Origin of the sequence: Corynebacterium sp. ACRPE (genome assembly GCF_022347435.1) — a bacterium.
GTDB lineage: Bacteria > Actinomycetota > Actinomycetes > Mycobacteriales > Mycobacteriaceae > Corynebacterium > Corynebacterium tuberculostearicum_D.
In genome coordinates, this window is record NZ_JAKRNA010000019.1 from 1 (window position 1) to 13998 (window position 13998).

9 protein-coding genes and 3 pseudogenes are annotated in these 13998 nt (G+C 56.9%); 4 read left to right on the plus strand and 8 right to left on the minus strand.

Annotated elements, in window-relative coordinates; all coding sequences use genetic code 11:
- Positions 1-650: 650 nt before the first annotated feature.
- The 5 genes and pseudogenes from MHY13_RS09110 to MHY13_RS09130 all read right to left on the minus strand — a co-directional run bounded on the left by MHY13_RS09110 (position 651) and on the right by MHY13_RS09130 (position 8790).
- A pseudogene (locus MHY13_RS09110) lies at positions 651-1864 on the minus strand (IS3 family transposase).
- Positions 1865-2169: 305 nt separating this feature from the next.
- On the minus strand, positions 2170-5286 hold the full coding sequence (locus MHY13_RS09115; RefSeq protein WP_239282931.1) for a SpaA isopeptide-forming pilin-related protein: 3117 nt from the start codon (positions 5284-5286) through the stop codon (positions 2170-2172).
- 5 nt (positions 5287-5291) lie between these two features.
- Positions 5292-6137: an adhesin gene (locus MHY13_RS09120; RefSeq protein WP_239230898.1), complete on the minus strand. Its 846-nt coding sequence runs from the start codon at positions 6135-6137 to the stop codon at positions 5292-5294.
- Positions 6130-7068 (minus strand): class C sortase, encoded by a 939-nt coding sequence (locus tag MHY13_RS09125; protein ID WP_239282932.1) that lies wholly within the window; start codon positions 7066-7068, stop codon positions 6130-6132. Before MHY13_RS09125 ends, MHY13_RS09120 begins: the two co-directional genes overlap by 8 nt.
- Positions 7069-7167: 99 nt before the next feature.
- Positions 7168-8790 (minus strand): SpaH/EbpB family LPXTG-anchored major pilin, encoded by a 1623-nt coding sequence (locus MHY13_RS09130; protein ID WP_239282933.1) that lies wholly within the window; start codon positions 8788-8790, stop codon positions 7168-7170.
- Between the two features lie 530 nt (positions 8791-9320).
- On the opposite strand from MHY13_RS09130, the gene srtB reads away from it, so the two are divergent.
- Both srtB and MHY13_RS09140 read left to right on the plus strand, forming a co-directional pair.
- Positions 9321-10310 (plus strand): class B sortase SrtB, encoded by a 990-nt coding sequence (gene srtB, locus MHY13_RS09135; protein WP_239282934.1) that lies wholly within the window; start codon positions 9321-9323, stop codon positions 10308-10310.
- Positions 10311-10349: 39 nt separating this feature from the next.
- Complete coding sequence (locus MHY13_RS09140) at positions 10350-10544, plus strand: hypothetical protein (RefSeq protein ID WP_239282935.1); 195 nt, start codon at positions 10350-10352, stop codon at positions 10542-10544.
- Between the two features lie 83 nt (positions 10545-10627).
- Here the strand turns inward: MHY13_RS09140 and MHY13_RS12290 are convergent.
- From MHY13_RS12290 to MHY13_RS12295, 3 genes and pseudogenes are all read right to left on the minus strand, one after another.
- Positions 10628-11104, minus strand: a pseudogene (locus tag MHY13_RS12290) (IS3 family transposase); the annotation flags it as partial.
- 12 nt (positions 11105-11116) lie between these two features.
- Positions 11117-11512: an IS3 family transposase gene (locus MHY13_RS09145; RefSeq protein ID WP_239282936.1), complete on the minus strand. Its 396-nt coding sequence runs from the start codon at positions 11510-11512 to the stop codon at positions 11117-11119.
- Entirely contained in the window at positions 11484-11729 is a 246-nt protein-coding gene (locus MHY13_RS12295) for a transposase (RefSeq protein ID WP_367398080.1), read from the minus strand. Before MHY13_RS12295 ends, MHY13_RS09145 begins: the two co-directional genes overlap by 29 nt.
- 683 nt (positions 11730-12412) lie before the next feature.
- On the opposite strand from MHY13_RS12295, the pseudogene MHY13_RS09150 reads away from it, so the two are divergent.
- Together MHY13_RS09150 and MHY13_RS09155 are read left to right on the plus strand one after the other, a co-directional pair.
- Positions 12413-13607: pseudogene (locus tag MHY13_RS09150) on the plus strand (IS3 family transposase).
- Positions 13608-13698: 91 nt separating this feature from the next.
- Positions 13699-13908 (plus strand): ASCH domain-containing protein, encoded by a 210-nt coding sequence (locus MHY13_RS09155; RefSeq protein WP_239282950.1) that lies wholly within the window; start codon positions 13699-13701, stop codon positions 13906-13908.
- Positions 13909-13998 lie beyond the last annotated feature (90 nt).

Genomic DNA, 13998 nt, shown 5'->3' on the forward strand with positions numbered 1-13998 from the left:
AACAACCAGGAGATCGCCGCGTGAATACCCTCACCCCTTATCCCCGAGATGGCCCCTAAACCACCGCCATGAAACTAACCCCAGATTCGAAAACAGATACACCACTACCCAGGACTTGACCCAATAGGCCCAAGCCTAGGGCGCCTCACGCGGGTTTCTCCGGCTGGTTTATCTGGTTCCAAATGGCCTATTGAAGTGCCCCAGACCACCACTGCACACGGCCCGTAGGAACACAACAACCTCGACTTTCTCACCAGCCTCGAACTAGGCGAGGAGGCTCCTACCGGCTACCAGACCGTGGATAACGCACACGACACCCAGAGTGAGAACAAGGCACCAGAGCTGGAAGCACAGCATGAAGACGATTAGGACGCCGAACTCTAATCACACCGGAGCCGGAACAGGATTAGTCCTTAGTCGGTGCTTTCCCAGAAATCATCCGGGATAGCCTCTTCCAACTCACGGTCTAAATACTCGAAGGCTTCCTTCTCGCTCATGCCCTGGCTCATTAACTCATCAATCATGTAATCGGTGGCAGCGTTTAACTTCTGCTGGGAAATACCCCGCAGACTCGGCCCTCGCCGCTGACCATCGTCAGCGGTAGTGGGGTTACCCGCAAGTCGTGGACACGTTGTTAAGCTGCTTAGGAGTTAAGCAGCGGCCTTCTTATTACCGTTTTGATCAGCGAGCTGGGCTTCGAAATCGACGGGGCTTACCATCCCGATGGACGAGTGGCGACGGCGCCGGTTATAGACGATCTCAATCCAGCGAGCCACCGTCTTCCGGGCTTCGTTGCGGGTTTGTCATTTCTTCCGATCGTAAAATTCGGTCTTCAATGTCGACCAGAACGACTCGGCCATCGCATTGTCAAAGCAGACACCAGTACGGCCGACCGATTGTGCAATCCCTAGTTCTTGTCAGACCTGCCACAGCTGTTCGCTTGTGAACTGGGTACCTCGATCGGCGTGGAAGGCCACGCTGTCGGGTACTTCACCACGCAGGGTGTAAGCCATGCGCAGTGCACGTTCAACCAGGTAAGAATCCTGCACGCTATCCATGGACCAGCCCAGGACTCGGCGGGAGTGTCCATCGCGGATAACGCATTGGTACAGCCAGCCCTCATTCGTGCGCAGATGGGTAAAATCCGACATCAACACTCGATTAAGCTGCCCTTGATCAAATAGGCGTTTTACCAGGTCTACAAGCGTGAACTTCTGCTTGGATTGAATTGTCGTTACGGGAACAAACGCCCTGTGTGAGATGCCCTCAATACTCATCATCCGCATGCGTTTGGCCACGGTTTAGCGATTGACTTAGACCCCATCCTCAGAGAGTTCTGCACTAATCCGTGGGGCACCGTAGACTTCGTCAGAATCTTCCCAGATGTCATGAATTTTCCTGTCTAACTGGTCGAGGAATCTCTGACGCTGATTTCACCACGATGTCGTACTGCTTGAGCCTTTTGCCATTTATAGTAGCCAGAATGGGAAACCTCTAATAACCTGCTCATTCGTTTTATGCTGTAGTTCGCCTTGCTCTGGCTGTATTAGCTCAAATTTGTCCGATCGCGTTGCCTCAAAGCGACGAAGGCGGTGGCTTTTGACAAGAACTCATTATCCATCTTGGCCTCAGCTAACTCACGACGCAAGCGAGCGTTTTCGGCTCGTATATCGGCATCACTGCGGCCATCTACCGAGCCTTGGCGTTCCCGCTCGAGTGTGACCCACCTGCCTAAAATTGTGGCTGATACGTTAATTTCCTTAGCCGCATGAGCGATTGGGTGCCCGGACTCAATGACCAGTCTGGCGGCCTCCTGCCGGTACTCCGGGGTGTACTTCTTCCCTGACGAACTCACAATGAACACCCGCTCCTACAGGCACAAGATCCGTACTAATAGGGTGTCCGCTAAACGAGGGTAACCTTATTCTTTGCTTGCCCTCAACCGGTGTCCATCTCCTCTGAACGCTTGCCTCTGCTTCTGGCGTGACGCAGCGATTAGTGCCCACCGGGGGTAGCGGTTCTTGGCATCGAGATCATGCCCGTGGCACGCAGCCCAAGGAAAAAGGGGCGGGCTCAGCGTTGTGTGCTGAGCCCGCCCCTCCTTTATGTGCCTACTACCTAGGTGAGGTGGCGCGATGCACGCGCCACTCCCCTGCCTGGTTTTACCGCTTAGGCGGTCTTACGGCGGCCGAGCAGGAGGCCCGCGCCTGCGAGCACGGCACCAATGAGCCCCACGAGGGCCACGCCGTACCCGCCGGTCTTCGGGAGCTTACCGGCAGTGGTGTCCGCCACCTGCAGGATCATCTTATCGCCTTGGCCACTCACTTGGATTTGTCCGCTGCTAGTGCTGACCGCAGAAATCTTATATTGCTTAGTCTGCTCATCCACTGAAATCTGAAACTCGACCGGCTGGGCCAGCAGGTTGAGCCCCTTAGGAGCCTTCGTTTCAACGAGGAAGAACGTACCGGTCGTCTTCACTTCGATAGACTCCTGCCCGGGCTTGATGGTGTAGAGCTCTCCAGCGCTGTAGTCCGGCTGGCCTCCCTTGGACGGGTAGATCTTGAAGGTCGCGCCACCCAGCCCAGACATCTCCACGATCTTATCGCCGTCGTACTGAGCCTTCTTGAAGGTCAGCTTGCCCGGCGGAGTTTCCGGCTGCTTGTAGTTATCAACTACGCAGGAAACCGAAGACAGCTTCTTATCTTTCTCGCTCATCTTGACCTTGAAACCGAACTCACCGTCATTTGTGACCTCAACCGGTTTCGTTACCCCGTCACGGGTTTCGGTACACACGGCATTCTTGTCATTCCTCTTATAGAGGTTGAAACCCGGTTGCTGTGTCTCTACCAGAGTCAGTTGCTGCTCTTGTTCGCTCATGATGTTCCAGGAGGCAGTGCCAAGGTCCCTGTCGGCCGAGGACGTTGCCTTCAGCGACCTCCGAACGAGCTCGCCATTACCTGGGTCGATGATGTCCTGGCTACCGGCAGAGAGGGTGAACTCCCAGCCTGGGGCACCGTCTTCAAGAACCTTGCCGTTTTCGTCAACGATCCGCTTCTTGACGGTCACCGCACCATTGCATCGTGTGGTTACGTCTTGGGCGATTGTTTTCATCTGTTCCGCAAGATTGCTGTAGTTAGACACCTTCACCGTGTCACCAGTGCCCGAGATATCCTCGCCCATGGTCTTGACACCACGTGCACCGTAGGTCCACCTCGACATGTTCGAAGTGACTGTCTCTGACTTCCCATTAGGCAACCGTTCAAACACCTGCAGTGCCCGATTCGGCGCCAGCTTCGCAGCTCTCTCTAGGTTCGCCATAATGAGCTCGCCGCTTTCGTTAGTTCCTTTACGTTCCTTGTCGTTGTAGTTTGCTTCTCGCGCGGCTTGAATCCCGGAGTTGATTTTGTAGTAGACACCAGGTTGTTGCGGCACTTCGGCATTCAGACCGATGCGTTTGATGTCCTTAAGAACATAGTCTTGCTCAACAACCCAATCTTTACCCGTATTTCCGCCAAGCGTCAGATCAACCATGATTGGCACAACACGGGTACCGGCAGCTTTGAGTTCGTTGGCTGCCTTAATCGCGTCGTTGAGAGCACTAGCCTGAACGAATTCACCACCGAGGCCCTTGCTCTTGATTGTCGAGGAGGTCGTGGGCATACCATCCGTGATGAAGTACACCACGTCGTAGTCGTGATCCTTGACCTGCTTCAGGCCCGCTTCCCAGTTCGTAGCACTGTTATTTTCGTTATAACTCCAGTTCTTAACTACGTCCTTTGCTCGCTGGACGCCCTGCTCCGACAGCATTGAAATATAGGGTGGGTTCTGACCGTGTGTCGTTCCAGCCTGATTAGCCGGACCGCCACTTGCGAAATTATAGATTCCGAGTTCAGCTGGGGTGCCCTGCAGGGAATCAATAAATGCATTCGCAGCCTTTTTGGATGCCTCGAAGCCATTAGTATCTGCGTAGCGGAGCGATGTCGATAGGTCGGCCACCAAAGCAATGCGCAGACCACAACGCTGTGGCATCGGCGGGTTAGGGACACGTCCGTTAACCCACTGAGCTCCATACGGCTGAGAGATAATCTCTGGTGGTTTTGGTGTGCTCTCATTCGCGCCATACACATCAAGACCGACCTTCAAATTCTTGTTCTCCGAGAGATTATTAGTGAAGGTGAATACCGCATCCTTCGGTACAACGGCAGAGTCAACCGGTTTACCATCCTTTACCGGAACAACGTCCATGGTGATGAAGCCGTTGCCAATATTGACGTTGCGTTTCTGCAAGGTCACACCTGGCTCAATCTGATCCAGGGTGAGGTTGTACTTCTGCGGATCCAAGAAAGTCGCGTCAGTCTCGATACGCACGGTTGCGTACTTCATGTGAGATTCCGCAGTCACCTTAGCCGTAAAGGCATTGGGCTTGGTCGGATCTACTGGGTCAGCTTTAACTGCAAACTCGTGGCCGATGGCATCAAAGTGACGCCCTTCGACCGCCGGTGGCTTGGGGTCTTCAGAAGAATCTGAGCAGTCTTTCACCTCCCCGCTGAAGTCGAAGGACCACTCGGTCTTCGCACCGGCAGCGAACTGGTATCCGTTCTGCGGCTTCGCCGTAACCTTAACGGTGGCCTTTTGGCCCTCGTAGAAGTGCTGCCCAGCGGGCTTTCGCTCGCCACCAATGAAGTAGTCAACACCCTTCGTGTCTGGAATGTTGATGTAGCCCTTCTCTACACACGAGGGAGCGGTGGCTGGATCAACTGCAGTTGGCGCTGCGGGAGTCACGGACGTACCCGGCTCCGGGTCAGGGTCAGGCTCTGGCTGCGTGGTGCCACCGCCCAAAGTGCCTTTCGGGGTAATCGTCACCGAGCCTTGCACCCTAGGGTTGTTGAATTGCAACTGCAGATCAATGGTGTCGCCTTTTTTTAGAACGCGATTCAGCCCGGTGATTGATTTTGAATACGGAAGTTTTTGCGACGCAGCTAGAGTCTCGCTTTTTACGCTTGCACCGTTGACCTTAAGATCGTAGCCAATAAGAAAGTAGTTGCCGGTAACGGTGAAGTCGAAGCTATTCATCGTGGCATCGGCGTCGACCGTGAAGGTATAGCTGTTGACAGTGGTGGTGTTGTTAAAGTCCCGTTTCGCCGGGCTCACCGGAATGGTCGTCGCCTGCTGTGCCTGCGCGGTCGGCGCGGGAAGGCTGGGCAGCGCGCCTAGGACAGCGACGCCAAAAACCAACGCAAGCGCAACGGTCAGCGCGGCCGCTACTCCCATGAACTTTGTTTTCATCGTCGCTACCCTTCTTGCTTTCGCTTCTTCGTGATCAACAGCATCAACAGCCCGGCGCCCATCAGCGCCACCGCGGCGAGGACGAGCCCGATGATCTGTACACCAGTCATCGCCAGGTCGCCCTGTTCACGTTCTTTCTCATCGCCCGGCACGGGGGTTTCGCCTGGTGGCGGGGTCTCGCCCGGTGGGGTGTCCCCTGGGGGTGGGGTGGTAGATGGTGCTGTCGGTGGCGTCCCCGGTGGGGTCGACGGCGGCGTCTCCGGAGGTTCGGTCGGTGGGGTGGTCGGCGGAACCGTGGTGTTCGTCTTCGCCACGATCACGCCTTCCACTGGTCGGGGGTTATCGGCAACGGTGTGGAATGGAACCGCCACGAGGAAGGGGCTGATCTCCCGGTACTCTCCCGCCGCGGCACCAGCCGGTGCCTGGGAGGTGACCAGGTAGATGCCCTTCTCGAGCCCTTGGAATCGGACCTGGCCGGCATCGTTGGTCACGGCTGTGATCGTGCGGTCGGTCGGCCAGTCAGCGATCTTGTCTGCGCTGGTGTTGCGGACCTTCGCCTTATCCGCGGCGTTCTCAGGGTCGATGCCCTGCAGCCGCTCCAGTTTGATGGTCACGCCCGCGACCTTGCCCGTGGCAGGGTTGACCGGGTCCCCATTGCCCGGGGAGAGCGTGATGCTCAGCGTGTCGGTCCCGTAGTCGCGGGACACCCCGGGTTGATCACTGAGCCCGGCAACCTTGGCTGCGTCGGCGATACCGACGGCACCGTGTGCGCCGCCGAGCAGGCCAGCGCTGAGGGCGATGGCCGCCACGAGGCTGCGGCTGGTCCGCGCCGCGCGTGCTTGGCTAGTCATCTGCGCCAGCCCCTTCGTCATTCATCGTTTCTGTCGTTTCCTGGGATTCGCGATCCCGCTTTTGCTTCAGCAGCCACCGCAGCAGCAGGGTCAGCACCAGCGCTGCCGCTGCGACGAGGACGTACATCCACCACTGCCACCCGGCACCGTGGTTCTTGTCGAAAACTTCGTGATCCGCCGGGTCCAGCGGGACCTGGTGGCCGCGCACCAGCAGGCGGTGCGTGTTGATCCCGTAGGGGGTGCAGGTGATCAGGGTGATGTAGTCCTTGCCCTGCTCCGGGCGGAGGTTCTCAGTTTCGGTGGGCAGCACAACCTTGATCTGGTCGACCACGTACTTCAGTTTCTCACCGGAGACCTGGACGTAGAAGGCATCACCCTTCTCCGCCTTGTTGAGGTGATCGAACATGGTGGAGTTCGCCAGGCCCGTGTGGCCAGTGATCACCGAGTGCGTGCCCTTGCCGCCGACCGGCAGGTCGGAGCCGAACAGGTGGCCCAAGCCTCGTTGCAAAGTGTCGCTATCTGTTCCGTGGAAGATCGGCAGGTCGGCCTTGATCTTTGGGAAGATGAGGCGCGCCATCGCGTCGTTCGCGTCGAGTTGGTCCAGGTATTCCTGGTAGTCCGGGTTGTTCTCGTCGAAGCGGGCGAGCCAGGGGTCGAGGATGGGGCCGGTGGTTCGGTTCTCGTTGTATTTGTGGGCGTTATCCCACTGCGTGTTTTTGACTTCTTCTGGAGTACTTTTTTCGAGTTCCGCGTAGTCTTGCGCGACCTTCGTGGCGACGTAGTTGTTCCACAGGGTGGACGTCACCGGGTACAGCATCACGAGCACCCCAAGGATCACGAGCACCGCGGCCAGCACGGGACTGGTTTTGGCGCTGTTGGCACGGCGCGGTTCCTTCTCCGGTTCCACGTCGGTGCTGAGGGTCTGATCCACGGGGTGCTCCTGGGGCTGGTTCTGCTTGGCCGTGCTTTGGGTGAAACCTGGCCCGGGCAGTTGCTTTTGAGGGCCAGGTTTTACCGGTTCAGCGGGCTATTAGTTCTTAGCGCCGCGGCGTGCGAACCATGCACCGGCTGCCACGATGGCGGCACCGATGGCGGCCAGGATGCCGACACCCATGCCACCGGTCATCGGCAGGTTCGGGGTGGTGTCGTCAGAGTTAACGACCTCGCCCTTGTTTGCGCCGACCTGGACGGAAGCCAGCTCGTAGACGCGCTCCGGGTCAGTCGAGGTAGCAACCAGCTTGAACTCGAGTGCCTCCGGCAGCAGCTCCTTGCCCTTCGGAGCCTTGGTCTCAATCAGGCAGTAGTGGGACTGGTCACCAGCGGTAACCTCGGCATTGTCTTCGAAATCGTTGACGTGGAGACCGGTGATCTTCACCATGCCGTCCTGGCCAGAGACGAAGGTGGTCTTAACCTTTCCACCCTGCTGACCGTTGACCGGGGTCCAGGAACCCTTCTTGGTGGTGTCGATCTCGGAGCACTGCTTGCCAGCTGCCTGGCGAGCAATCTGGAACTCGGCGCCTTCCAGAGCCTTGCGGTCGCCATCGACCTTCTTGAACTGCAGGCCACCCCAGTAGGTCTTGACCTCCGGGGTCTCCTTAGGCTTGTCAGACTCCGAGCCGTCCGGGTTGTTCTGGAAGACCAGAGCCTTATTCGGCGCGATGTCGGTGTCCTTTGCGAACTCAGCCTTCAGCTTGGTGGTGATCGTTACCTCGACCTTGTCGCCCGCCTTCAGCGTCTTAGCTACTTCAGGCTTCAGGGCGACGTCGACGTAGTTACCCTCGTAGAACTTTCCGTCTACATCCTGCTCGGGCTGGATCTCCTTGCCCGCGGCCGTCACGTTAACGCCAGTGATCTCCAGCTTCGGGTCAATCTGGTCAGTGATACGGAACTGGGTGCGCTCCGTGTTCGGCTTCAGCTGGCGAGCAGTACCAGTGACGGTGTAGATGAGGTTCTCGTCGCCGGCGTTCTTGTCCTTGTCCGTGACGGTCTTGGTCGGCTCTTCGTCCTTGTAGTTCTTCGGGAACGCGTGGACATCGTAGTTCCAAGTAGTACCCTGAGTCTCCTCGCCTACCTTGCCATTGCTGGTCATCGGCACGAAAGCGATGAACGGAACAGCCGGGTCGTAGCCTTCCTTCGGACCGGTCTCAACAACCAGGTAAGCACCGAGAGCCAGGTCCTTGCCAACGTTCCAGCTACCATCTGGGCCGGTCGTACCAGTTGCGACCTCGGTCAGGACACCGTCAGGCAGACCATCCTTGAGTGCAGCACCCTGTGAAAAGTCACCGGCCTTCAGCTTCGAAGCGGCCAGCAGCCCCTCGTTAGTGGTGACGTCAATGTCGGTAGCACCATCTGCAGTCTTATTGATCTTGTAGACAGTGAAATCAACACCCTCGAGCACCTCGCCACCATTGGCCTTAACGTCCTCAACGTCAGCTGCAGTACCAGACGGCTGGCCTTCATCGGTCGGATTACCGAACTTGTGAATGGTCAGCGAGCCCTCGGCATCCTGGTTCACCAGCGGGGAGTCACCAGCAGTCTGATTGATGGTGTTCTCCTGAGCAACAGCGATCGAACCCGGGCCAGCGATGCCCAGGGAGAGGCCAGCAATGGCGGCGAAAGTGACCGAACGAATGGTCAGAGAGTTCTTCTTCACTGGAGTGAATTCCTTTACATCAGTAGTGACTGGAGCGCGTAGCACCCCTCGACGTTCAGCGACCCACTCCGGTTAGCTGATTTTAAGCTTGCCGCCCTTTCGGTCACGACACCTTAAAATTCGCTGGTGGCCACACGCGCCAAAACCCCATTGTTGACAGATCACTTTTGTTGTGGTGCCACCAATTCTCGGGCTTCAGTCCCGCGATCCCCACCTAGTGAATCGCACATAATTAGCTTATAGCCAGTGGTACATATTCGGCACTTCCTACAGCTAAAACGATTGAGACATGCGTTATTGCCCCCAACACAAACCCGGCTGGAGCCACTCAAAATCGTCCCTGAACTGGACTGTTGAGCAGTTTTTCGCTCTATGCACACCAGTAATACCTTCCCCCCACATTAGGGTGATAAGTGATAAGCATCTCACAGCAAAAATTGCGCCTTTTGTAACCTCGCAGTGAAGAATAGACTCCAACTCTCCACGTTCCACCGGAGCGAGCCCCAACCCCTCAGTAGGAGTTAAGGCCTATGACAGACCAACCCCCAACGCCGAACACGACGGACGCGACCCCGCACCGCCGAGATAAGAAACTGAACGCCAACGCAATCATTGCCGTCGCCCTCATCCTCGCCGGCCTGGGCGTACTGCTATACCCGGTGCTCGCCACCCAGTGGAATAACTACCAGCAGTCCCGCGCCGCCGAGGCCTACTCGCAGCTAGAAAAGGGCGTACCCCCAGAAGTCCTCAACAAGGCCCGGGAGGAGGCACAGCAATACAACGCTAGCCTCGGGGACATCGACCCCAGCGATGCGTGGACCAGCTCCGACGACGAGAGCTCCCCGGCGTATCAGCGCTACCTGAATTACCTCTCCGTCCTGAATGAGACCGAGGCCATGGGCCGCATTGTGCTGCCCTCCATCAAGTCCGATCTGCCAATCTTCCACGGCACCTCCGACCGCGTGCTGGCCCGCGGGGTCGGCCACCTTTACGGCACGGACCTGCCTGTCGGCGCACCCGGCGAGCTCGGCGAAGATGGCGCTATCCTGCCCGCCCCACCAGAGGGCCGACTCTCCGCGCTTTCTGCCCATACCGGACTGCAGAACGCCACCCTGTGGGACAACCTCGACCAGATCGAGAAGGGCGACCCGGTCTACGTCGCCGCGGCGGGCGAAAAGCTGAAGTACGAGGTCCGAGACATCGAGGTCGTCACCCCGGATAAGACCAGCCTGCTGCGCCGCACGCCGAATAAGGACCTGGTCACGCTCATCACCTGCACCCCCTATGGCATCAACACCCACCGACTGATCATCACCGCCGAGCGCGTGCCGATGGACCCGCAGGAAGAGTCCGTCTTCGACGGGCAGGGCACCACCTGGCAGTGGTGGATGTGGGCCATCCTCGCTGCCGCGGCGATCATCGTGCTGCTGCTGATCCGCTGGTGGTGGAAGAACTTCCGCAAGCAGGAAGGCGAGGAGGGCCCCACAACCTCCGGCACTGGGGACACCACGGAGAGTTAACGAGCTTTTGCCTGGTGCGTTGCTTAACATCATGAACTCATGAGCTCATCCTCCTCTCAGGCTTCTACTACCCGCCGCCTCACCACCACCGGCGCAGTCGCCCTGGCGGTGGACACCGCCGCAACCCTGGCCACCGCGCCAGCCTTCGCCGCATCCCGCCCGGTGCAGGATCCCCGGGTTTTCATCGTCTCCCCGGCGCGCACCCTGTCAAGCCCCGAGTTTTCTAGAGCGTAGTTTTTCTGGTTTTGGGTTGGGTCAGGCGGCTGCGTTCGTGGTGGAGATTGCGTTCCAGTAGGCGGTCTCGTAGTCGACGGGCTGGTGTGGCCCAGGGCTGAGTGGAGTCGGTGGTTGTTGTACCAGCCGACCCAGTTGGCGGTGGCTTTCTCGACTTCGTCGAGTGTGGCGAAGCCTTTGGGATGCATGCTGACGTTATGGATGCATTCTCCCTTGTAGAAGCTGTTTATAGCCTCTGATAGGGCATTGTCATAGGAGTCTCCTTTACTGCCGACGGATGCGACAATTTGGTTGTCGTCAAGGGTTGCTCCGTACGCGATAGCGCGGTATTGGACCCCTCGGTCACTGTGGTGAATAAGCTGGTCAACGCGCTGGTCCTGACGGAGCCGGTCGGCTATGGCCATATTGAGTGCGTCAACAGCCGGCTCGGTATACATGGTGTCGCTGAGCTTCCAGCCCACGATTCTGCGCGAGTACACGTCGGTAATAAACGCGGTGTAGATTCGGCCGGATAGGGTGCGCACGTAAGTGAAATCAGCACCCCATAATACGTTGGGGTCATCAGCCTTAAACTACCTGTTGACCAGGTCTTTCGGACAGTTGTCTCTCTTTGCTGAATACGTTGTATCCAGACTCTTTTTACGCATCAGGCCTTGGATGTGGACTCTTTTCATCAATCGCTCGACGGTGCAGCCAGCCACAGGCCCTTGACCATGAGTGGCCAGGTGATGGTCTTGGTTGATGAGGGCATACAGTTTGCGTGCCCCGTAGACGTAAAAATTCTGTGTGAACAGTCTCTGCAGGTAGTCCATGAGAATCCTGTCGCGTACCTCCCTGTTGCTGGGGGTATGGGCTATACAGGCGTAGTATGTACTCGACGCGATCTTGATGCCGGCTTCTTTCAAAGTCCGGCAGATCGGCTCGACGCCGAAGGTATCTTTATGGCCGGTGATGTAGCCGATGTCCACTGAGAGGGGCGCTCGAGCTCCGCCGCGAAAAAGCCGATGCTGACCGCAAAATCGCATTCGCGCGTCTCAGCTCTCGGTTCTCTTTTTCCAATTGAGCTAGCTGCTCGGCATCCGACGTTGTCGTTCCTGGCTTATCACCGGCCTCGACTTTGGCTTGGTTGACCCACCCTCGCAGGGTCTCCTTGTTGATCCCGAGCTGCTCGGCGACGCGGCCAATCGCTCCCGTCGCAGTCGAGCGATCAGACTAAGCGTCTAACACCAAGCGCACGGCACGTTGGCGAAGCTCATCCGGGTACTTCTTCTGTGCTGGCATAGGAAAAACCCTCCGTTACTTCCTACCCTCCATCAAACCCGTGCTAGCTCACTTTCTTCGTGCGCACATACGTAATGTCAGCCACCCACAGTGTGTTCGGATACTGGGCTTTGCCTTCACGCTCGGCCAAGTCTGGGCGCAGATCAGGCACGTTAGGCTTACCGGTTGTGATAGGTGATCTGCCTTTGCCTTTGTAAGAAACACCGGCCAGGCGCATCAACTAAGCAGTGTGTTCACGACCGATATTAATTCCGTCGCGGCGGAGGCCATGCCCCATTTTCCGAACACCGTAGGCGGCGTAATTATCCCGATGACCAGTTCTAATGCGTTCAATCAGTACAGCAGCCGCGAAGGCGACGAGCACGTAATCCACGGGCATTGGAGTAGCGATACCCACGCGAGGTGATAAACCCACCAGCCCGGTTATTCTTCAACGTCTTACAAATGAACTCGACAGAGAAACGATTCCGGTGTTCATCGATGAACCGGATCATTTCTTAACGTTTTGGGCCTAGGGACCTGACCCCTTTTTGGTGGACACCTGATATCCAGCTCGGTTGGGTTGGGAAGAAAGGTAATCTACCACCATGCCTAGGTACTCCGAACAGTTCAAACGTGATGCTGTGGCCCTCTACGAAAACAATGAGGACCTCTCACTTCACGCGGCTTCAGCAGAGCTAGGAATCAATCGTTCTTCACTTTATTCCTGGCTTAAGCAGTACGGCACCGGCAAACGTGCCCGCACGAAGACCATGCGCGACAAGGCCCAGGCGACGACTGATTCTGAGCGGATCCGCCAGTGAGACAAAAGAAAACGCAAAGTTGCGCGAAGAACGTGACATCCTGCGCAAGGCCGCGAAGTATTTTGCTTAAAGAGACTCACTGGTGATCCGCTTCCAGTTTGTCTATGACCCAGAACCGAGTACTCGGCTCACACGGATGTGCCACGTGTTAAAGCTCAATCGTTCCTCGTTTTATAAATGGGTCCACACCCGTAAAAAGCGCAGGTTAAAGATGTGTTCCGATGCCGTTTTTGGTGCAAGGATCACAACCATCTTTGATGATGAGCATGGTCTTTACGGGGCTAAACGCATCGCTGCAAGGCTTAAAGCCGATACGAGCTTTGGCCCGATAAATCACAAGAAAGTCGCACGCATCATGAAATCCATGGGACTTCAAGGCTTTACCAAGCGCCGCCGATGTGTCACTACCAGGCGTAAGCCTGGCTACCGTGTCATGCCAGATTTAGTAGGCCGCAAATTCACCGCTGACGAGCCGAACCGTGTGTATGTCGGCGATATTACCTACCTGCCGTGCAGGGGAGGCAAGAACATGTATTTGGCTACAGTCATTGACACGTATTCACGGAAACTTGCAGGTTATGCACTCGCAGACCACATGCGTGTCTCGCTGGTCATCGATGCTCTAGCCCACGCGCACGGTGTGCGTGGCAGTCTTGATGAGGCTATTTTTCATTCCGATCACGGCAGTGTGTACACCTCACAAACCTTTAGGAGCTATTGCTCGTCGTTGGGTGTGCGCCAGTCCATGGGAGCGGTAGGAACTAGTTCCGATAATGCCCTGGCAGAGTCGTTTAACGCTACTTTAAAGCGGGAAGTGCTGCGTGATAGGAAAGTCTTTGACAATCCCATTATCTGCCGTCAGGAAGTCTTCCGGTGGTGCATGCGCTACAACACCCGCAGGCGCCACTCCTGGTGCAATCATGTAGCCCCTGATGTCTTTGAAGCCGAGACTTCAGCTACACTAGCCAAAGCAGCATAGCTAACCCCCGACGTGTCCACTTTCCGGGGGTCAGGCCCAAAAGCAACAAACCATCCGGGTAGATGATCCCTTCCATGAAGGAAGTGTCCAAATTGTCTTCGAGAAAGAATCCGGAGAGGTCGTCACCATTCCTGCACAGGTCACAGCCGTTGTCTCGACCCAGCGAAGTGAATTGTCGGAAAAGCAAGCTCGAAATGACGGCTTTTGCTCTCTTTCCGAGCTTCAGGAAGCGCTAGATACTCACTATCCCGGATTAGGTGACGATGACGAAGTAGACGTCGTAGAGTTCCAACTGCGATAATCCATCCAGGACAAAAGGTGAAATCACCCTCCTCCCCACGTGCAGAATTCGCCTAATCCATAGCGTCGTACTTGCGGTGTGAAGATTGCG